This window comes from Kitasatospora sp. NPDC059408, assembly GCF_042751525.1.
Taxonomy (GTDB): Bacteria; Actinomycetota; Actinomycetes; order Streptomycetales; family Streptomycetaceae; genus Kitasatospora.
Window position 1 is genome coordinate 92,111 of record NZ_JBHYWI010000009.1, and the last position, 19,529, is coordinate 111,639.

14 protein-coding genes are annotated in these 19,529 nt (G+C 73.4%); 6 read left to right on the forward strand and 8 right to left on the reverse strand.

The annotated features are described in order from the left end of the window. Positions 1 to 105: 105 nt before the first annotated feature. Both cynS and ACFXDE_RS09105 read right to left on the reverse strand, forming a co-directional pair. Complete coding sequence (gene cynS, locus ACFXDE_RS09100; protein ID WP_380436955.1) at positions 106 to 576, reverse strand: cyanase; 471 nt, start codon at positions 574 to 576, stop codon at positions 106 to 108. A gap of 109 nt (positions 577 to 685) precedes the next feature. Further along, positions 686 to 1,270 (reverse strand): carbonic anhydrase, encoded by a 585-nt coding sequence (locus ACFXDE_RS09105; RefSeq protein ID WP_380492366.1) that lies wholly within the window; start codon positions 1,268 to 1,270, stop codon positions 686 to 688. Positions 1,271 to 1,447: 177 nt separating this feature from the next. Between ACFXDE_RS09105 and cynR the strand changes: the two genes are divergently transcribed. The 4 genes from cynR to ACFXDE_RS09125 all read left to right on the forward strand — a co-directional run bounded on the left by cynR (position 1,448) and on the right by ACFXDE_RS09125 (position 7,251). Next, entirely contained in the window at positions 1,448 to 2,359 is a 912-nt protein-coding gene (cynR, locus tag ACFXDE_RS09110; protein ID WP_380492368.1) for a transcriptional regulator CynR, read from the forward strand. A gap of 80 nt (positions 2,360 to 2,439) precedes the next feature. Beyond that, positions 2,440 to 4,104, forward strand: coding sequence for a multicopper oxidase family protein (locus tag ACFXDE_RS09115; protein WP_380492370.1), 1,665 nt, complete (start codon positions 2,440 to 2,442; stop codon positions 4,102 to 4,104). 161 nt (positions 4,105 to 4,265) lie between these two features. After that, positions 4,266 to 5,930: a serine hydrolase gene (locus ACFXDE_RS09120; RefSeq protein ID WP_380492372.1), complete on the forward strand. Its 1,665-nt coding sequence runs from the start codon at positions 4,266 to 4,268 to the stop codon at positions 5,928 to 5,930. A 154-nt stretch (positions 5,931 to 6,084) separates the two neighbouring features. Further along, a complete protein-coding gene (locus ACFXDE_RS09125; protein WP_380492374.1) occupies positions 6,085 to 7,251 on the forward strand; it encodes a damage-control phosphatase ARMT1 family protein in 1,167 nt (388 codons plus the stop codon). 70 nt (positions 7,252 to 7,321) lie between these two features. On the opposite strand, the gene ACFXDE_RS09130 is transcribed toward ACFXDE_RS09125, so the two are convergent. Then, positions 7,322 to 9,418, reverse strand: coding sequence for a hypothetical protein (locus ACFXDE_RS09130; protein WP_380492376.1), 2,097 nt, complete (start codon positions 9,416 to 9,418; stop codon positions 7,322 to 7,324). A 164-nt stretch (positions 9,419 to 9,582) separates the two neighbouring features. After that, complete coding sequence (locus tag ACFXDE_RS09135) at positions 9,583 to 10,743, reverse strand: globin domain-containing protein (protein WP_380492378.1); 1,161 nt, start codon at positions 10,741 to 10,743, stop codon at positions 9,583 to 9,585. A gap of 452 nt (positions 10,744 to 11,195) precedes the next feature. Between ACFXDE_RS09135 and ACFXDE_RS09140 the strand changes: the two genes are divergently transcribed. Beyond that, on the forward strand, positions 11,196 to 12,047 hold the full coding sequence (locus tag ACFXDE_RS09140) for a hypothetical protein (protein ID WP_380436938.1): 852 nt from the start codon (positions 11,196 to 11,198) through the stop codon (positions 12,045 to 12,047). 10 nt (positions 12,048 to 12,057) lie between these two features. Here the strand turns inward: ACFXDE_RS09140 and ACFXDE_RS09145 are convergent, their stop codons facing one another. After that, positions 12,058 to 13,368, reverse strand: coding sequence for an alkaline phosphatase family protein (locus ACFXDE_RS09145; protein WP_380492380.1), 1,311 nt, complete (start codon positions 13,366 to 13,368; stop codon positions 12,058 to 12,060). 210 nt (positions 13,369 to 13,578) lie between these two features. Then, entirely contained in the window at positions 13,579 to 15,171 is a 1,593-nt protein-coding gene (locus tag ACFXDE_RS09150; protein ID WP_380492382.1) for a GMC family oxidoreductase, read from the reverse strand. Positions 15,172 to 15,446: 275 nt separating this feature from the next. Here ACFXDE_RS09150 and ACFXDE_RS09155 point away from each other — a divergent pair, with 275 nt between their 5' ends. Then, on the forward strand, positions 15,447 to 17,513 hold the full coding sequence (locus tag ACFXDE_RS09155) for a phosphocholine-specific phospholipase C (RefSeq protein ID WP_380492384.1): 2,067 nt from the start codon (positions 15,447 to 15,449) through the stop codon (positions 17,511 to 17,513). 42 nt (positions 17,514 to 17,555) lie between these two features. Here ACFXDE_RS09155 and ACFXDE_RS09160 read toward each other — a convergent pair whose 3' ends face one another. Then, positions 17,556 to 18,119 carry a phosphatase PAP2 family protein gene (locus tag ACFXDE_RS09160; RefSeq protein ID WP_380492386.1) on the reverse strand — a complete coding sequence of 188 codons (564 nt, stop codon included), beginning with the start codon at positions 18,117 to 18,119 and terminating at the stop codon, positions 17,556 to 17,558. After that, the gene (locus tag ACFXDE_RS09165; RefSeq protein WP_380492388.1) at positions 18,116 to 19,480 is read right to left on the reverse strand and encodes a diacylglycerol/lipid kinase family protein; all 1,365 of its coding nucleotides are present in this window, start codon (positions 19,478 to 19,480) and stop codon (positions 18,116 to 18,118) included. Before ACFXDE_RS09165 ends, ACFXDE_RS09160 begins: the two co-directional genes overlap by 4 nt. Positions 19,481 to 19,529: the final 49 nt, after the last annotated feature.

Here is a 19,529-nt window from a genome sequence, read left to right on the forward strand (position 1 = left end):
GCGCCTACGTGGTGGTTTTGTTGTTTGGGGGGCGCCCCCTTTAGATGGGCGTGTTACTAATAATTTGTGGGGGGGGGGGCGGGCGGGCCCCCCCCCCCATCAGGGTCAGAACGGCTTGGTCGGCAGGTACTTGCCGTCCAGGGTGATGACGGCGCGCTCGCCGCCCTCGGGGTCGGCGACCTTCTTCACGTCGAGCTTGAAGTTGATCGCGGAGATGATGCCGTCGCCGAACTCCTCGTGGACCAGGGCCTTCAGGGTGGTGCCGTAGACCTGGAGCATCTCGTAGAAGCGGTAGATCGTCGGGTCGGTGGGGACGGTGCCGGGGATCGAGCCTCGGGTCGGGATGGTCTGGAGGAGCATCACCGCGTCCTCGTCCAGGCCCAGCAGCTCGGCGACGGCCTTCGCGGAGGACTCCGGCAGGGCGTGCTGGCCGAGGACGGCGGCGGTGGTGAAGGCGACCGACAGGCCGGAGACGTCGGCGATCTGCTGCCAGGAGAGGTCCTTGCGGGTCTTGGCGTCGACGGCGGCGACGGCGAGGGCCTGGCGGGCGGTCGGGTCGAACTGGGCGTGCACCACGGGTGGTTCCTTTCGGTGGGCGCCGCTCACGCGCGTCGTGCGCGCGGTGCGGGCGGGATCATGGGGGCCGGGAGGCGCCGAACGGGGCCACCCGGAAGTGGAGTCGGTGTCAGGCGGCGAGCGGGGCGGTGGCCCGGAGCTCTTCGACGCGGCCGGTGGCGATGTCGAAGACCCAGCCCCGCAGGGCGATGCGGCCCCCGGCCAGGGCGCGGGCCACCGACGGGTGGGTGGCGAGGTTCGCCAGCTGGGCGAGCACGTTCTGCCGGACCAGGGCCGGCACGTCCTCGGTGGTGGCGGTGCGGGCCACCGAGGCGTCGGCGAGCCGCAGCCAGTCGGCGACGGCCGGCGCGCCGCTCAGGTCGTGGCCGTGGGCGAGCGCCGTCATGGCACCGCACGCGGAGTGGCCGCACACGACGACCTCCCGCACGCCCAGCGCGGCGACGGCGTACTCGATGCTCGCCGCCACGCCGTCGGCGCCGGGGGTGTAGGCGGGCACGAGGTTGCCGGCGGTGCGGATGACGAACAGCTCGCCGGGCTCGCACCCGGTGATCAGCTCGGGGACGACGCGGGCGTCGGAGCAGCCGATGAACAGCGTGTGGGGTGCGTGGTGGGCGGCCAGGTGGGCGAAGAGCTCCTTCTTGGCCGGGAAGACGTCCCGCTGGAACTGCGCGAGGCCCTCGGTGAGGTCGGGCATGAGGTCACTCCCTTTCATGGCGGCCGGGCTTTCGTGCGGCCGGGGCCTTCGTGCGGCCGGGCCTTCGCAGTGGCCCGGCCCGTCGGGCCTTGGTGAGATCCACCATGCATGACCTGTACCTATAGTGTCCAAGACGCATGAACCATGGTTTCCATCGATGCCGTCTATAGTTGCTCCATGGCCCTGGAACTGCGCCACCTGCGCTACCTGCTCGCCGTGGCCGACCACGGCAACTTCACCCGTGCCGCCGAAGAGCTGCACATCTCCCAGCCGACGCTGTCCCAGCAGGTCAAGCAGCTCGAACGGACCCTCGGCACGCAACTGCTGGACCGCACCGGCCGCACCGTGCGCCTCACCGACGCCGGCGAGGCGTACGCCCACCACGCGCGCGGCGCGCTGCGGGACCTCGCCGCCGCCGAGCGGGCCGTCCACGACGTGCAGGACCTCTCGCGCGGCCGGCTGCGGCTCGCCGTCACCCCGACGTTCACCGCCTACCTCGTCGGCCCGCTCGTCGCCGAGCTCCACACCCGCCACCCCGGCATCGCCCTGACCGTGCGGGAGGCGACCCAGGACCGCATCGAAACCGGCTTGCTGGCCGACGAGTTCGACCTCGGCATCGCCTTCGCGGGCCCCCACCCGGCGGGCCTCACCGCCACCGCGCTGTTCACCGAGACGCTCACCCTGGTCACCGGCCCGCACCACCCCGCCGCCGACCCGGCCGGCCGGCCGCTGCCGGTCCGGGAGCTCGCCGATCGACAACTCGCCCTGCTCAGCGCCGACTTCGCCACGCGCGGCCACATCGACGGGTACTTCGCGCGGCACCGCATCAGCCCGCGCATCGCCGTCGAGGCCGACTCCATCCAGGCGCTCACCGAGGTCGTGCAGCGCACGCCGCTCGCGACCGTCCTGCCCGACGCCGTCACCCACGACCACCCCCGCCTCACCCCCGTCCCGCTCGACCCGGCCCTCCCGACCCGCGCCGTCGCCCTCCTGTGGCGCACCGACGCCTACGAGAGCGCCGCCGCCCGGGCCTTCACCCGCCTCACCCACGACCTCGTCCGCACGCGCGGCTACCCGCCCGTCGCCTGAGCCGCCCGGGCCGCCCGAGTACCGCCCACTGCGGTGTGCCTCCGGACCGCCCCTGTGCGGTTGATCTAGATTGCCCCGCTATGAGCGAAAAAGAGGGAATCGCCCGCCGGTCGGTGCTCAAGGCCGTCCCCGCGGCCGCCGTCCTCGTGGCGGCGTCCGACGGGCTCTTCGCCGGCCGGAGCGCGGCGGCGCCCCCGGCGCCCCCGGCCGCCCCGCCGGTCGATCCGCCGCTCGCCCCGCCGCCGGGGGAGTTCCCCCAGCCGGTCGTGTGGGCCTCGCAGCCGGTGCCCGGCTCGTCCGCCCGGGTCGTCGAGCGCACCCTCGACGTGCGCTTCACGGACGTCGCCGTCCCGGGCTGCGGCCGGGTCACCACGCGCACCTACAACGGGACGATCCCGGGCCCGACCCTGCGCGTGCGCGGCGGCGACACCCTGCGGCTGACGCAGGTCAACGGCCTGCCGCCGAACCCGGCCCACACCGGCGACCACAACCGGCCGCACGACTTCAACAGTTTCAACCTGCACACCCACGGACTGCACGTCTCCCCGTCCGGCGACGCTGACAACGTCCACCGGGCGTTCGCGCCGCGCACCGCCGACGAGGTCGCCGCCGGCGCCCCGGAGCCGCGCTACGTGACGACCGTCGACGTCCCGCCGGACCACCCGGCCGGCACCCACTGGTACCACCCCCACCTGCACGGGGCCACGTCCGTGCAGATCGTCGGCGGCATGGCCGGGGTCCTCGTCGTCGAGGGCGACGTCGACGAGGTGCCGGAGATCGCGGCGGCGTCCGACATCGTCGTGTGCGTCAACGAACTCCGGCTCAAGGACGGCCGGGTGCCCGACTTCACGTCGGGCGGCGCGCTCGCGGCCGTGCCCGCCGCCTACACCGTCAACGGCGCCGTCAACCCCACCCTCACGCTGCGCCCGGGCGAAGTGCAGCGCTGGCGACTCGTCGCCGCCACCGCCTTCGGGGCACTGTCGCTCCAAGTCACTTGTGGCGAATCGAAATTGACGCTGCATCAGATCGCTCAGGACGGTGTGACCTTCCCCGCCGTCGTCGCCTCCGACGCCGTGACCCTCGCCATGGGCAACCGCGCCGACGTCCTCGTCCAGGGCTGCGAGCCCGGCACGTACGAACTGCGCGCCGCCGGAGTGTCCGCTCCCCTGATGACGGTCGAGGTGGCGGGCCCGCCCGTCGAGCCGCCGATGGCCCTGCCGACCGCGCTTCCGCCCGGCAAGCCCTTCCTCGACGAGCGCGACGTCGCCAACCCGGACGCGGACCGCGAAGTCGTGTTCCACGTCGACCCGGGCGTCTTCGCGGCCCCGTTCCCCAACGCCTTCCGCTGCCTGGGCACCCACCCGACCCCCGCGGCCGACCCCGCCGGCGATGCCGCCCGCGACCCGGCCTACGGCCTCTTCGACCCGCGGCACGTCAACCACACCTTGAGACTCGGCACCGTCGAGCGGTGGACGGTCCGCACCGACGAGACCAACCCCGCCTTCAACCACCCCTTCCACCTGCACACCAACCACGTCCTCGTCACCCACCGCAACGGCACGCGGCTCGACCCGCCGGTCTGGCACGACACCGTCGGCCTGGCCGGCGGCAAACCCGGCGACCGCGTCACCTTCCTCGTCCGGTACGAGGACTTCACCGGCCGCACGGTCGCCCACTGTCACCAGCTCCAGCACGAGGACCTCGGCATGATGCAGATCGTCGAGTACGTCGAGGACGTCGAGTAGTAGGCGGGCCGGCGGCATCCGCGCCGCCGGACGGGTGGAATGCGGGGGCGGCGGCGCACGGCGGCGGCCGCGCCGGGTATGGGCCGTCGACTACTCGGCACCGTGCGGCGGACGGCGGCGCCGCCGGATCCCGGGCGCGGCCCGGACGAGGGAGGACCTTCATGCATCGTCACGCCGCAGCCCGGCGGACCGTCCCCGGGCCAGGCCGGACCGCCGCCCGGCCGGGGCTGCGCACCGCGGCCCCGCTGCTGGCCACCGCGCTGCTCGCCGGGTGCACGTCCGCGGCCGGCACCGGTCCCGAGGCCGCCCCCACCCCGAGCGCCTCGTCCGCCCCGGCCACCGCGCCGCCCGCGCAGCAGGCGCCCCAGCTGACCGAGCAGCAGGTGTCCTCCGCCGTGGACAAGATCGACGGCTACGTGCAGGACGCCATGACGAAGACGGGCGTCCCGGGCGTGTCGCTGGCCGTCGTCTACAAGGACAAGGTCATCCACGCGAAGGGCTTCGGGGTCCGCCAGCTCGGCCGGCCGGAGCCGGTCGACCCGGACACGGTGTTCCAGCTCGCCTCGGTCTCCAAGCCGATCTCCTCGACCGTGGTCGCCGGCGTGGTCGGCCAGAAGGCGGTGCAGTGGGACGACCCGGTCACGAAGTACGACCCGGGCTTCGCGCTGGCCGACCCGTGGGTGAGCAGCCACGTGACGATCGCCGACTTCTTCTCGCACCGCAGCGGCCTGCCGGACCACGCCGGAGACCTGCTGGAGGACCTCGGCTACCCGCGCGACTACATCCTCCAGCACCTGCGCGACCAGCCGCTCTCGCCGTTCCGCGCGAGCTACGCCTACACCAACTACGGCCTGACCGAGGCGGCCGTGGCCGTGGCCAAGGCCAAGGGGGTGGCCTGGGAGGACCTGGCGGCGGACGTCCTCTACAAGCCGCTGGGGATGAACTCCACCAGCTCCCTGCGCTCCGCCTACGACAGCGCGGCGAACAAGGCGACGCCGCACGTCAAGACGGCCGGCGGCTGGCAGGTCAGCACCACCGAGAACGCGGACCCGCAGTCGCCGGCCGGCGGCGTGAGCTCCACCGTGGACGACCTCGCCCGGTGGATGCGGATGCAGCTCGCGGACGGCACCTTCGAGGGCAAGCAGATCGTCGACCCGGCGGGTCTGAACGAGACCCGGGTGCCGCAGATCGTCAACGCCCCGCCGAGGTCCCCGGCGGGCAACGCCGGCTTCTACGGCCTCGGCTGGAACGTCACCTACGACACCCTGGGCCGGCTCCGGCTGAACCACTCCGGCGGCTTCGACCTGGGCGCGGCCACCGTGGTGACCCTGCTGCCGACCGAACAGCTCGGGATCGTCGTCCTGACCAACGGCCAGCCGATCGGCGTCCCGGAGGCGGTGGCCGAGGAGTTCTTCGACCTCGCCCAGTACGGCCGGGAGACGGTCGACTGGCTCGGCCTGTTCGGCAAGCTCCTGCCGGGCATCGCGGCGCCCGCCTCCTCGCCGACCGACTACGCGAAGCCGCCGGCCGGCGCCACCCCGGCGAAGCCGAACGCGGCCTACACGGGGACGTACGCCAGCGGCTACTACGGGCCGATGACGGTGAGCGAGCAGGGCGGCGGGCTGGTGATGAGCCTCGGACCGGACAACCAGCAGTTCCCGCTCCAGCACTACAACGGCGACGTCTTCAGCTACCAGAGCAAGGGCGAGAACGCCGTCGGCCTCACCGGCCTGACCTTCACCATTGGCGCCGACGGGCGGGCCTCGACCGCGGTGGTCGAGCAGTTCAGCCACGAGGGCCTCGGGACCTTCACCCGCAGCGGCTGACCTCAGGGCGAGGGGCAGAGGGGTTGGGGGCCGTGCCCGTCCACGCAGACGGCCGAGGTCGGGAGGATCTCCGCGGTTCCACCGGTCCGCGACCGCCGCCGGCCCGCTGCTACCGTCGCCGAGTCGCGCCCGCATCGAGGAGACGAGCCCCAGCGTGTCGAACGCACCCGTGATCCGCAGCGACGTCCCGGGGTCCTTCGCCCGGGGCGTCTTCCACGAGCGCCACCCCGAACTCGTCCGGCGCCTGCTCGCGGCCCTGCCCTACGGGCCGGGGGAGCGGGCGGCGGTCGAGCGGCTGCTCGTGGAGAGCACGACCGGGGTGCTGGAGCCGCTGGGGGACGGTGCGCCGGACGCCGCCCGCTGGGAGGAGTGGGGCGCGGGGCTGTGGGGCACGCCGTGGGAGGAGGCGCCGTTCCTCTGGGCGGAGAGCTACTTCTACCGGCGGCTGCTCGACGCCACCGGGTACTTCCGGCCCGGGGCGTGGCAGGGCGTCGATCCGTTCGCGCCGTTCAAGGGCGCGGAGCTGGCCGGGCCGGCGGTGGACGACGAACTCGCCGCACTCGGCGGGCTCGACGGCCTCCCGACGGCCCGACGGGCGGAGGCCCTGCTGTCGTCCGCCCTGTGGGGCAACCGGGCGGACCTGAGCTTCCAGCTCACCGCGGGGACCGGCGGGCCGGGAGCGTCCGACCTCGTCGCCGACGACAGCGCGCAGCTGTGGGCGGAGCTGGAGCGCACGCCGGGCGGACGGGTCTGCGTCGTCGCGGACAACGCCGGCCGGGAACTGCTGCCGGACCTCGTCCTGATCGACCACCTCCTGGCCGCCGGGCGGGCCGCACAGGTCGTCCTGCACGTGAAGCCGCAGCCGTACTTCGTCTCGGACGCCACGCCGGCCGACGTCCTCGCCGCACTGCAACGCCTGTGCGCGGCGCCGGAGCCGGCCGCCTCGGCGGTGGGCGAGCGGCTGTGGGAGGCGATGGCCGGCGGCACGCTCGTGGTCCGCGCGCACCCGTTCTCCTGCGCGCCGCTGCCGTACGCCGACATGCCCGAGGACCTCCGGGCGGAGTTCGCCGGGGCGGCCCTGACGATCCTCAAGGGCGACCTCAACTACCGCCGCCTGGTGGGCGACCGCCGCTGGCCGCCGACCACCCGCTTCGCCGAGACGGCCGGGTACTTCCCGTCCCCCGTCGCAGCCCTGCGGACGCTGAAGTCGGACGTGATCGTCGGCCTCGACGCCCCCACCGTCGCGCGGCTCGACGGCACGGGGACGGCCTGGCGGACGAGCGGTCGCCACGCCGTCGTCCAGGTGCACGGGAACGGGTAGGCGCACGGGAAGGGGTAGGCGCGCCCCCTGACGCGGCATCCGCGGTCAGGGGGCGCGGCGAGCGGGGCGGTCAGGAGGAGCCGGCCGCCTGCCAGTCGGCGAACGGGCTGTCCGCCTTGGCGTCGGTCTGGCGCCGCAGGTGGAGCCGGGCGTCGGTGCCGAGGGCGAGCACGACCACGCGGCCGGTGGCGTCGGTGGCCAGCGACGGCGCGCCGACGATCACCGAGCCGAGGTCCTGCCAGACCGTGGTGAAGGCGCCGTTGCCCTCGGTCTGGGTGGCCAGGCTGACGCCGCCGCCGCCGTTGCGCGTCGCGACGACGATGCGGCCGTTGGCGGTGACGGCGCTCGGGCCGTCCACGCTGACCGGGCCACCGGTGGACGAGGAGACGGGGGTCCAGGTGGTGTCGGCCTGCACCCACTGGTTGACGGTCTTCCCGGTGTCGGGGTGCGAGAAGAGGATCTCCTTGCGGCCGCCGGCGGTCTGCGCGATGCCGATCGGCCCGGCCGGGGTGGGCCCGCTGAAGGCTGCGTCCGGGACGAAGGGGCCGTTCTTCGTGCTCTGTCGCCAGTGCAGGAGGTCGTGGCCGGACACGGTGGGGGCGAAGACGTCGATCAGGCCGTCGGTGCCCAGGCTCGCCGCGAGACCGTCCTGGACCCACGCGCCGCCCAGGTCCGCCCAGGTGCCCGGCCAACTGCCGTCCTGCTGCTGGGTGACGGCGCTGACGCCGCCTCCGGCGTTGGGCACGAAGACGGTGAGCGCCCCGTTGGCGTTGGGCGTCACGACGGGCGAGCCGATCATCTCGCCGACGTCGTCGGAGTTGGGGTTGCCCAGCGAGGTCCAGGCGCCCCAGCCGCCGCCGACCGAGGTCTGCGCGAGCGTGACGATCTCGTCGTGGTTGTCGGTGCCCTTGTCGTCCGCCAGGCGGATGCCGAAGAGGTGGAGCAGGCCCTTGCCGTCCTTGACCACGGTCAGGTAGGGCGCGAACTGCCCGCCGCCCAGGCCCGCCGGGCCGGTCCACGCCCCGCCGCTCGCGGTCTCCTTCCACTGCGAGGGCTGTCCGTTGACCACCGCGAAGGCGTTGAGCAGGCCGTTGCCGTCCTGGGCCGACCAGGTGGTGCCGTTGAACCAGCGCGGGTACGAGCGGAACTCGTACATCGCGTAGTGGTTCTGCCAGCTGGCCGCGCCGCTCTCGTGGAGCTCCGAGTCGTGCGGCAGGTAGTAGTCCTTGAAGACGCTCCACTTGGCCGAGGCCTGGCGCGGGTCCACGTTCGCCGGGCGCAGCCGGATGTTGTAGTCGCGGTAGTACCGCAGCAGGACGTTGCCCCGGGCGGGGTGGTAGCCGGCCGCCGCCTCGCCCGCGAAGCGCGCGGCGCCGCGGTGGTCGGAGTTGTCGCCGTAGTTGAGCGGGTCCGTGCGGTAGTCGTAGCCGGATTCGTCGTGTCCCCTGCCCAGCGGGTAGACCTTCGGATCCTGCGCGAGCAGGATGCCCGGGTTGTACTGCCCCATCAGGTCGGTGAGGGCGGCGACCAGTTCTTCGTGGGTGTAGGTCTGGTTGTTGTAGGGGCGGTAGTCCGGCGTCGTGTCGGGGTGGGCCGGCGCGGTTCGGCACTCGTCGCCGTCCGTGCCCTGGCTGCCCACCGTCCGCTTGGGGTTCGGCGTGACGAGGTGCCCGTTTCCGTCGGGGAGGGGGCCGATGTAGAGGTCGTCCAGCGAGGTCTCGCCGGCCGCGCCCGGGTCGCCGCTCTGGTAGAGCCGGAAGAAGACGAGGCGCACCGGGTTCGCGGTGCCGCGCAGGGTGTCGACCTCGACGGTCTTGCCGTTGCCGAGTGTGAGGGTGTCGAAGGCCCAGTCGTTCGCGACCCCGGCCAGTGTGGCGTGCGCGTCGCGCGCGCCCTCCTCGCGGTGCTGCGCGTAGAGGCACGCGCTCTCCGTGGTGGTGGCCTGCTCGCCCGAGGTCAGGTAGACCGTCGTGGACGGAGCGTCGTACTGGCGGGCGAGGTCGGGGTTCATGAACAGGATGTCGTCGTCCTCGTGGGCGACGATCTGCAGGTAGCCGTTCGTGGGCGGTGCGGTGTCGGCCGATGCCGAGCCGACGAGCGGTGTGATCGTCGCGGCGACCAGCGCCGTGGCGGCGCAGACGGCGGCCCGCCGGAATCCGGAACGCATTGGTGAAGTCCTCCCCGTCGGCGGACCTGGTGGTGTCGATGATCGTCCGCCGTCGGGGGGAACTGTTCTGCAGGATACGAACGACTGTCAAATTCCCTGTGGGCTCCGAGTTTTGGTGAATTGAACCGAAATGGCAGGCTCTCGGCAGCCCGGCGAGGGCGACTTCAGAGCGCGAAGTCGAGCCGGACGAACGGGTCGTGGTGGATGCGGTCGAGTGGCACCCCGGTGCGGTACAGGGCCTCGGCCGCGCTCACGATCATCGGGCCGGGGCCGCTGACGTAGGCGTCGTGGTCCCGCCAGGGCCCGGCCGCCGCGAGGGCCGCGGGCAGGCGGGTGACGGCGCCGGGGGTGTCGTCGTCGTGGACGACGGGGTGCACCGTGAGCCAGGAGTACTGGTCGGCGAGCCGGCGGAGGGTGTCCAGGCCCAGCGGTCCGTCCGTGCCGCGCGTGCCCACGAAGACGTCGGTCCGCCGCCGGACCCCGTCCAGGACGGCCTGTTCGAGGAGGGCGAGGACCGGCGCGAGACCGGTGCCGCCCGCGACGCAGACGATGTCCCCGCGCGCGGCCGGGTCGAGGACCATGTCGCCGAGCGGCCGGCCGAGCCGGAGGACGTCGTCGACCCTCGCGCGCTGCACCAGGGCGGTGCTGACCGGGCCGCCCGTGACGGCACGGACGTGGAAGGTGACGGTCCCGTCCGGGCGCCGGGCGTTGGCGGGGGAGAAGTAGCGCCAGCTCTTCGGCCACCACGGCGTCGCCAGGCTCACGAACTGCCCGCCGGTGTACGGGTACGGCAGGTCGGTCCGCACGGTGATCTCCGCGAGGTCGCGGCCGTGCCGCCGGTGGTCCACGACGCGGGCGTCCCAGACGGCCGGATGCTCGGCGGCGTCGGCCGTGGCGGCCCCGTCCATGACTCCGGCGGCCGCGGTGTAGGCGCGGGTCCAGGCCGCCGCGACGGCCGGGGTCCAGGCGGAGCCGGCGAAGTGCTCCAGCGTGGCGAGCAGGCACTCGCCGACCGCCGCGTAGTGCGCGCTGACGGCGCCGAACTTGCGGTGGTCGCGGCCCAGTTCGGAGCAGAACCGGACGAGGGTAGCGGGCTCGTCCACCAGGTCGACGACGAGCATCAGCGCGCGCACGAGCTTGTCGTGCTGGACCTCCATGTGCTCCGGGAACAGCTCGCGGACCTGGGGGTAGCGCTGGAACAGGGTCGCGTAGAAGTGGCCCGGGAGGTCGGCGGCGTACGGCTCGACGGTGGCCCGGCTCGCCCGCAGCAAGGAGATCTCGTACGGGGAGACGATCGCCTCTGAGGCGCGGTCAGGGGAATTCATCGGCTCGGCGGGGTTTCTGATCGGGTATTGGGCGCGAAGCTTCACGCGTATCTCTCCGGTTGAATTCTTTGCGTTCTTCGCGGGGTGGGGCGGTCATTAAAAATCGGCCCATTCTGCCCACGGGCCCTATCGGATGTGCAAGCCGACGGGGTGAATCATTTGTGAAGCGCGATACTGGCTCGTAGTGACCGAGAGTGGTAAGGTCCGCCCGCGCGGGGCGCAAATGCGGAACCTGCCTGAACAATCCCGGCGGCCGGTTGCCGTACGGAGCGGTAGGTTCACCGGGGCGGCCGGAAATAACAATTCGCTCTCGGGGGCCGTCCGGGGCTGTCCGAAATTCCCCTTCGGGTCCTACGCTGCGGCGCGTGTCGATATTCCGAAGGCTCCGCGCTTCCGGTCCGCGGGTGCGGCCGGAACTCGATGACGTGCAACTCGGCCGCGTTCGGCGGCAAATGAATTCCGCCGGGCGGCTGGGGCCGGACGACATCCAGATCGACCAGGTCGACCGGCTGCTCCAGGAGTCCGCGCGGGACCCGGACCGCCGGGCGCACCGCTTCGCCGTGCTCGCCGAGACCGCCGCGCCCACGGCGTTCGCGCGGTCCTGGCGGCTGCGCCGGCGCGGCTCGGACCCGATGGTGTTCGAGGGCTGGGTCGAGCTGGTCCGCGGCCGGGCCGCCGGGCGGATGGACGACGCCAGGGCGGCCGCCGACCACTGCTACCGCGCCGCGGAGATCGCCCCGTCCGACCCCCTCCCCTGGGTGGTGCTGCTCGGGATCCTGCGCCTCATGCGGGCGGAGCCGCACCAGCTGTACGCCGTCTGGCAGGAGGTGACCGCGCGCGACCCCTGGAACCGCGAGGCCCACCTGCAGATGCTGCGCTACCTCTCGCCGGAGGAGTGCGGCTCGCGCAGCGGCCAGCTCGACTTCGTGGAGACGCTCCGGGCCTCGGCGCCGCCGGTCTCGCCGTCCGTGGGCGTCGAGCTCGCGGCCCTCGTCGACGAGCACGACCGCACCGCGGCCAGGGGCGGCGTCGAGGCGCTGCTGGCCCGCCGCCTCTGGACGCACACCCGGGCCGCCGGCGCCCTGGACACGGCCCTGGCCACCTGGCCGCGCGAGGGCTACCTGCGGCACGCCGCGGCCCTGGCCGACCTGAACCTGCTGGCCTACGCGCTCGTGCAGGCCGGCCGCGTCCGCGAGGGCGGCGCCGTGTTCGGGGCGATCGGCGACACCGTCACCGCGTGGCCGTGGTCGCTCGACGGCGATCCGGTCGAGCGGTTCACCTACTGGCAGGCGAAGGCGCTCTGAGGCTCCGGGCTCAGGCCTGCCGGGCCAGGGCGTCGCAGACCCGGTCCAGGTAGGACTCGCTGTTCGCGGACATGGTCGTGCCGCCGGACATCGGGACCAGGGTCAGCGGGTCGTCGGTGCGCGGCGTGTCCAGGGTGAGGACGTCGCCGAAGCCCGGGGCCGCCTTGTCGCGGTCGGTCAGCGGCGGGAGGTTCCAGCGCTGCTCGATCGTCTTGAGCACCGAGGTGTGGTCCAGCGGGGTGTCGCCGGCGGGCCGGTAGACCGTTCCGGCGGCGATCAGCGGGGAGATCAGCACCGCGGGCACGCGGACGCCGAAGCGGGTGAAGTCGAAGCCGAACTCGCCCTGGGCGCCGTCGGGCGGGACCGCACCGGAGGGCGGGGGCACGTGGTCGTAGCAGCCGCCGTGCTCGTCGTAGGTGATGACGAGCAGGGTCCTGTTCCAGTCCGGGCCGGTGCGCAGCGCCGTGTAGACGTCGAGCATCAGCTGTTCGCCGTGCGAGACGTCGTGGACCGGGTGCTGGTCGTTGCCGGCCAGGCTCCAGTCGGGCTCCAGGAAGACGAAGCCCTTGGGGAGGGTGCCGGTCCTGGCGGCGTTGCGGAACTGGGTGAAGCCGCCGAAGTGGCTCGGGTCGGCCTGGGTCGTGTCCGGGAAGTCGAAGCGGGTCAGCTGCTTGCCGTCGCTGTAGATCGCCCAGTCCGTGCCGTTCTTGGCGAGCAGGCCGAAGATGCTCGGGAAGTCGAACGGGGGCGTGCCGGCCTGCTGGTGGTCGTCCATCCGGCCCTGGCTGGTGCCGGCGAGGGCGAACGCCCGGTTGGGCAGGGTCTCGGTGGGCGCGGAGCTGAACCAGTGGTCGCAGACCGCGTAGCCGCGCGCCAGGCCGGACAGGACGGGCAGGGCGTCCGGGGTGTAGCAGCCCATGATGTTCCCCGGCCCGGTGCCGGGGCGGACCGTCCGGCCGTGCAGCGGGTCGAACTGCAGGGCGTCGACGAAGCTCGTCACGAAGCCCGTCATGGTCGCGGCGGGGGCGGGCGTGCCGGGATCGGCCGTCCCGAACAGCTGCGTGTTGGTCGGCGCGTAGCCCTCGCGGGGGTCGGCGCCGGGCATGAAGTACGCATCGGGGGTGGTGCGGAGGATCCTGAAGACGGTGTGCACGCCGTCGGGCCCGGCGTTGCTCTCGTCTCCCTTCAGGCCCTCGAACTGCGCCCCGGACGGGGTCTTCTGGTCGGGGTAGAGGAACCCCAGCATGTGGTCGAAGGAGCGGTTCTCCTGCATCAGGACCACGAGGTGGTCGATCTGGTCCAACCGGCCGTTGTTCGACATGGACGGTCTCCTGCCACGCGCGGGTGAAGCGGCGGACGGACTCACGTCGAGGCGCACGGCGGACGACTTGGGCCTCCCCGCTCGGAATGTCGTCCCGGTGGCCGGGTACGGGCGGCCACGTTCTCCACTATAGGCCGAGCGGGTGAAGGCCACGAGCCGTGCGCGGCCCCCACCCGCGCGCGTCGGGCGGGCGGCGGACTCGATGGGGCATCAGGATCCGGACCGGCCCGCGATCGGCTCCGCGGCGCCCGTGATCAGGTCCGCAGCCTTCTCCGCCGCCATGATCGTGGGCGCGTCGGTGTTCCCGCGCGGCACCGACGGGAACACCGACGCGTCGACGACCCGCAGGCCCGCCACGCCGTACACCCGCAGCTCCGGGTCGACGACGGCGCCGATCGCGCAGCTCGACGTCGGGTGGTACAGCGTCTGGCCGGCGCGCCGCGCCCACGCGAGGAGATCGGCGTCCGAGCCGGACGGGGACGGCGCGTCCCCGTACGTCCCGGTGGCGACATCGGTCACCGCCCGCTGCGCCGCGATCTCCAGGGCGATCCGCGTCCCGGCGACGATCGCCGCCCGGTCCTCCTCCGTCGTCAGGTAGTTGTGGACGATCCGCGGCGCGGCGTCCGGCCGCGCGGAGCGCAGGGTCACCGCGCCGCGGCTGGTCGGGGCGAGGACGCACGGGCCGAAGGCGAACCCGTGCTCGGTGACGGCGCCGAGCCCCTCCTGGTGGAACAGTCCCGGGGCGGCGTGGAACTGGATGTCCGGCGCGTGCAGGTCGTCGCGGCTGCGGAAGAAGCCGCCGGCCTCGCCGAGGTTGGAGGTGAGCGGTCCGCGCCCCTGCGTCTCCAGCAGGGCGGTGTTCTCCGGGCTCGCCGCACTGGCCAGCGAGTCGGCGCCGGTGCGGAAGTTGAGCATCGCCATGTAGTGGTCCTGCAGCCCCCGGCCGACGGGCAGGTCGCGCACGACCTCGATCCCGAGGGCGGACAGGGCTTCGCCCGGTCCGATCCCCGACAGCATCAGGAGTTTCGGCGAGCCGTACGCCCCGGCCGACAGGACGACCTCCCGCTCGGCGCGCACGACCTCGACGACCCCGGCGCGCTCGACCGCCACGCCCACCGCCCGGCCGCCCTCGACCACCACGCGGTGCGCGCGGACGCCGGCGAGCACCGTGAGGTTCAGCCGCCCGAGGGCCGGGTGCAGGTAGGCGACGGCCGCGCTGCACCGCAGGCCGCCACGCTGCGTCACCTGGTAGCGCCCGACGCCGAACTGCGTCGCGCCGTTGAAGTCGTCGTTCGCCTTGTAACCGGCCTGCCCGGCGGCCTGGACGAAGGCCGAGGCGAGCGGGTGTCCGGAGCGTCCGTCACTCACGGTCAGCGGTCCGCCGACGCCGTGGAACTCGTCCTCGCCGCGCTCGTTGTCCTCAGCGTGCCGGAAGTACGGCAGCACCTCGTCGTACGACCAGCCGGTGGCCCCGGCCGCCGCCCACCCGTCGTAGTCGGCGCGGGCGCCCCGGACGTAGATCATCGCGTTGAGCGAGCTGCAGCCGCCGAACGTCCGGCCCCGGGGCAGGTAGACCCGCCGCCCGCCGAGGCCCGGCTCCGGTTCGGAGTCGAAGTCCCAGTCGACGTCCGACTTGAACAACCGGGGGAACGCGACCGGCACGTGGATCTCCTGCGCGGTGTCCGGGCCGCCCGCCTCGACCACCGCCACCCGGACGTCCGGATCCTCCGACAGCCGCGCGGCCAGCACGCAGCCCGCGGAACCGGCGCCGACGATGACGTAGTCGTACGTGCTGCTGCTCATGCCAACCCCTTTGAGAGAAGGACGTGTTGGGTCCGGGGAGTGCGTGCCGGAACCGAGCCGGTCGGCCAGTATCCGCTCTGGCCGCGCCCCGTCATAGACGGTGAACCGGTCAACCACGGCCGGGGCGGCGTGTTCATGCCGCGAGGCTTCCGCGAACCGTCGGCCGCGTGTAACTTCTCCGCCACCCGGCTACCGACCGGTAGCCATCTGGCTGCCCGACAGTCTCCGCTGCCGGATCGTCCGCCGGAGTTGTCCATACTTCTCGGAGGCCTCACGTGTCCCCAGTCACCCGCCGCACCTTCCTCGGCTCGGCCGCCGCCCTCGGCGCGGCCATCGGCCTGGACGCCGCCCTGCCCGGCGCGGTACCGAGCGCCTCCGCCGCCCCGACCGGCACGATCCGCGACGTCAAGCACGTCGTGGTGCTCATGCAGGAGAACCGCAGCTTCGACCACTACTTCGGCGCGCTCAAGGGCGTGCGCGGCTTCGGCGACCGCACCGCGATCCAGATCGCGGGCGGCACCAGCGTCTTCAATCAGCTGGGCGGCAGCGGCCGGCAGTACCCGTGGCAGCTCAGCAAGACCAGCACGTGGTGGTGGGGCGTCAGCGGCGAGCAGCTCGCGCAGTGCGACGGCTCGCTCGACCACTCCTGGTCCACCCAGCACCAGGCGTGGAACAACGGGAAGATGGACTCCTGGATCGCCGCCAAGGGCTCCGACAGAACCATGGGCTTCATGGCCCGCGAGGACATACCGTTCCACTACGCGCTCGCCGACGCCTACACCGTGTGCGACGCGTACCACTGCTCGATCCTCTCGGCCACCGGCCCCAACCGCACCTACCTGTGGTCCGGCCAGATCGACCCGGCCGGCACCGCGGGCGGCCCCGCCTACGACGGCGGCGACGAGAAGGGCCTGCGCTGGCAGACCTACGCCGAGGCGCTGCAGAACGCGGGCGTCAGCTGGAAGGTCTACCAGAACGCGAGCGACAACTACGGCGACAACGCCCTGGCGTACTTCAACCAGTTCACCAGCGCCCCGGGTTCGAGCCCGCTCGCCCAGCGCGGCATGGCCTCGGTGCCCAGCACCGGCTCCACCCCGGACGACATCGCCGCCGCGATCCGGGCCGACTCGGTCGCCGGCACGCTGCCCCAGGTCTCCTGGGTGGTGCCCAACCAGCTGTTCTCCGAGCACCCGGACGGCCCGCCGGAGAACGGCGCGCACTTCGTCAACCTGGTGGTGCAGGCCCTGGCGGCGAACCCGGACGTGTTCAACTCGACCGTCCTGTTCCTCAACTACGACGAGAACGACGGCTTCTTCGACCACGTGCCCCCGCCCGTCGCCCCGGCCGGCACCGCCGGCGAGTTCTACAACGGCACCAACATCGGCCTCGGCTTCCGCGTCCCGATGATCGTGGTCTCGCCGTGGAGCCGCGGCGGCTTCGTCGACTCCCACGTCTACGACCACACGTCCGTGCTGCGCTTCCTGGAGACCTGGACCGCCGCCATCGGCACCCCCGCCGTCTGCCCGAACATCAGCACCTGGCGCCGCCAGGTCTGCGGCGACCTCACCGGCGCCTTCGACTTCACCAGTCCCCTCTACGGCGCGCCCGCGCTGCCCGACACCAGCGCCACCATCAGCCAGGCCACCGCCAACCTGCAGATCAACCCGGCCCCGGGCACCAACTCCATGCCCGTCCAGGAGCCCGGCACCAAGCCCGCCCGCGCGCTGCCCTACCAGCCGAACGCGTGGGTCGACCGGATCGAGTACGACGCGAACAACCAGATCCTGCTCTGGATCGACCTGGCCAACCAAGGCCCGCAGGCCACGGCGTGGGCGCACTACTCGATCCACGCCAACGCCTACCGCAGCGGCGGCCCGTGGCAGTACACCGTCGCCCCCTACGACGCCGCCTCCGGCACCGACGGGCGCGCGAGCGACTACTTCAACATCGGCGCCGACTACGGCAACGGCCAGTACGACCTCACCGTGCTCGGCCCCAACCGCTTCCTGCGCCGCTTCACCGGCAACGCCACCACCGCCGGCAAGACCGCGGAGGCCACCGCCTCCTACGCGCCGGCGCCGGACACCGGCAAGCCGGCCGTGTGGTTCACGATGACCAACACCGGCACCACGACAGTCACGTTCACCATCACCGCCACCAACTACCGCACCGGCACCTGGACCTACCAGGTCGCCCCGGGAGCCACCGTCAGCGACTACTTCAACGCGGTCACGATCGCCCAGGGCTGGTACGACTTCACCGTCACCGTGAACAGCGACCAGTCCTGGACCCGCCGCGCGACCGGCCACATCGAGACGGGCGCCGCCAGCGTCAGCGGCTGACCGGCGCCTGCGCCAGTGCCGTGGCCCTACCCGGCCACGGCGCTAGCAGCCGGTGAGCCTCCGGCCCGTGGCCAGGACGACGCTCGCGCAGGCGCCGCCCAGGAGGGCGCCGGCCACGACGTCGCCGGGGTAGTGGACGCCCGTGTGGACGCGGGAGTAGCCGACGGCGCAGGCCAGGAGGCCCAGGGGGGTGGCGGTGGCGGGAAGGACCGTGCCCACGGCCGTGGCCAGGGCGAAGGCCGAAGCGGTGTGTCCGGAGGGGAAGGACGCCGAGGCCGGCATCGGGACGTGGCGGCCGGCGATCACCCTGGCCGCGTCGCGGTCCGGTCGCGGGCGGCGCACCAGCTCCTTGCCGAGGAGGTTCGCGGTGAAGGAGGCCAGGCCGACGGCCGCCGCGCCCGCGAGTCCCGCGCGGCGGTACCGGCCGGGGGTGAGGAGCAGGGCCGCCGCGATCGACAGGTTGATCTTCGAGTGGTCGGCGACGGCGGAGAGCTGGCGCAGGCCGGCGTCGAGCGCGGGCGTGTCGGTCGCGGCGACGGCGGCGTAGACGGCGCGGTCGACGGCCGCCAGGTCGTGCAGGACGGTGCCGGCCCGCCGCGTGGTCATGCGCGCGCCTCCGTCCGGGCGAACGCGAGGCGGGCGATGACGCGCCAGTCCAGGCGGGGGGCGTGCGGCTGCTGGGCCGGATCGGCGCCGGGGCGGTCGCGCGGGACGCGCACCCGCAGGGCGCCGCCGGCGAGCGAGCAGACGACCGGGGTCGGCAGGGTCAGCGCCTCGCCGTCGACGGCGACGGGGATCTCCGGCGCGTCCGCCCGCACGGTGACCCGCCGCGCCGACAGCACGGTCAGGCCGGTGGCCCGTTCGCCGCGCAGGGCGAGTTCGGCGGCCTGGGCGGCGCCGTCGACGCGGATGCCGAGGACGCCGAGGACGCCCCGGTCCAGGCGCGGGCGGCGGCCGAGGTTGACGGGGTCGGCGCCCGCGTAGGGGTTGTTGCTGACGAGCAGTGCCTGCGGCGCGTCGATCCGCCGTCCGCCCGCGTCGGCGGTCAGGTGCGGGCCGTCGGCGCCCATCAGGAGGTCCGGCAGGGCGTCCAGGGCGGTGGCGGTCTTGGCGTCGCGGTACTCCGGGCTCTGGACGATGGCCGCGTAGGCGCCGAAGGAGACGGTGTTGACGAAGGGCCGGTCGCCGACCCGGCCCAGGTCCACGGTGAGCTCGACGCCGTCGCGCAGCGCGTCCAGGCAGGTGGCGGGGTCCTCGCGGTCGAGGCCGAGGTCCATCGCGAAGTGGTTGCGGGTTCCGGCGGACACGACGAGGAACGGCAGCCCGTGCTCGACGGCGACTGCCGCGACCAGGGCCTGGGTGCCGTCGCCGCCCGCGACGCCGAGCAGGTCGGCGCCGTCGGCGACGGCAGCGCGGGCGAGGCCGGCCACGTCCTGCTCCGCGGAGGTGTCGAGCAGGATCACCTCGGCACCCAGTTCCTCGGCCCGCTCCGCGAGCCGGAAGCGCCCGACCTTGCCGCCGCCGGACTTCGGATTCATGATCAGCACCGGCCGCCGCGGCGGCGGGGTCTCCCTGGCGGGCATCGGCTTCGGCGGCCGGGCCGCCCGCAGCGCGGCGCGGGCGCAGACGAACGCGGCGAGCCACAGCGCCAGGACGATCACCGACAGCAGCAGCGCGTGCGCGTGGTACGCCAGCACGACGACGGCGACCGGCGCCCCGACGGCCAGGACGGCGCCGGCGGCGCGCAGGACGCCGCGCCGGGCGATCGCCCACCACACGCCGATCGCCGTCACCGCCAGCCCGGCGAGCTCGGCGACCACCGCGAGCAGCCCGTGCAGGCCGGTGAACGCGATCGCGACGACGGCCGCCACCGCGCACAGCACCGCGGCCCGCGCGAGCAGGCGCGCCCTGGGGTCCGGCCCGTCCGCTCCGTCCGCACGCTCCGCGCGATCGACGACGTCCGTCATCGGCACCCCTCCGTCGGCCCTGTGCTCCTCGGTTCCGGACACGGTAACC

What these genes read in the sequence shown, in the direction of transcription:
- ACFXDE_RS09105 (WP_380492366.1), bottom strand. Translation starts at nt 1,270, where the DNA reads ATGCCCGACCTCACCGAGGGCCTCGCGCAGTTCCAGCGGGACGTCTTC.
- cynR (WP_380492368.1), top strand. Translation starts at nt 1,448, where the DNA reads ATGGCCCTGGAACTGCGCCACCTGCGCTACCTGCTCGCCGTGGCCGAC.
- ACFXDE_RS09115 (WP_380492370.1), top strand. Translation starts at nt 2,440, where the DNA reads ATGAGCGAAAAAGAGGGAATCGCCCGCCGGTCGGTGCTCAAGGCCGTC.
- ACFXDE_RS09120 (WP_380492372.1), top strand. Translation starts at nt 4,266, where the DNA reads ATGCATCGTCACGCCGCAGCCCGGCGGACCGTCCCCGGGCCAGGCCGG.
- ACFXDE_RS09130 (WP_380492376.1), bottom strand. Translation starts at nt 9,418, where the DNA reads ATGCGTTCCGGATTCCGGCGGGCCGCCGTCTGCGCCGCCACGGCGCTG.
- ACFXDE_RS09135 (WP_380492378.1), bottom strand. Translation starts at nt 10,743, where the DNA reads ATGAATTCCCCTGACCGCGCCTCAGAGGCGATCGTCTCCCCGTACGAG.
- ACFXDE_RS09140 (WP_380436938.1), top strand. Translation starts at nt 11,196, where the DNA reads ATGAATTCCGCCGGGCGGCTGGGGCCGGACGACATCCAGATCGACCAG.
- ACFXDE_RS09145 (WP_380492380.1), bottom strand. Translation starts at nt 13,368, where the DNA reads ATGTCGAACAACGGCCGGTTGGACCAGATCGACCACCTCGTGGTCCTG.
- ACFXDE_RS09150 (WP_380492382.1), bottom strand. Translation starts at nt 15,171, where the DNA reads ATGAGCAGCAGCACGTACGACTACGTCATCGTCGGCGCCGGTTCCGCG.
- ACFXDE_RS09160 (WP_380492386.1), bottom strand. Translation starts at nt 18,119, where the DNA reads ATGACCACGCGGCGGGCCGGCACCGTCCTGCACGACCTGGCGGCCGTC.
- ACFXDE_RS09165 (WP_380492388.1), bottom strand. Translation starts at nt 19,480, where the DNA reads ATGACGGACGTCGTCGATCGCGCGGAGCGTGCGGACGGAGCGGACGGG.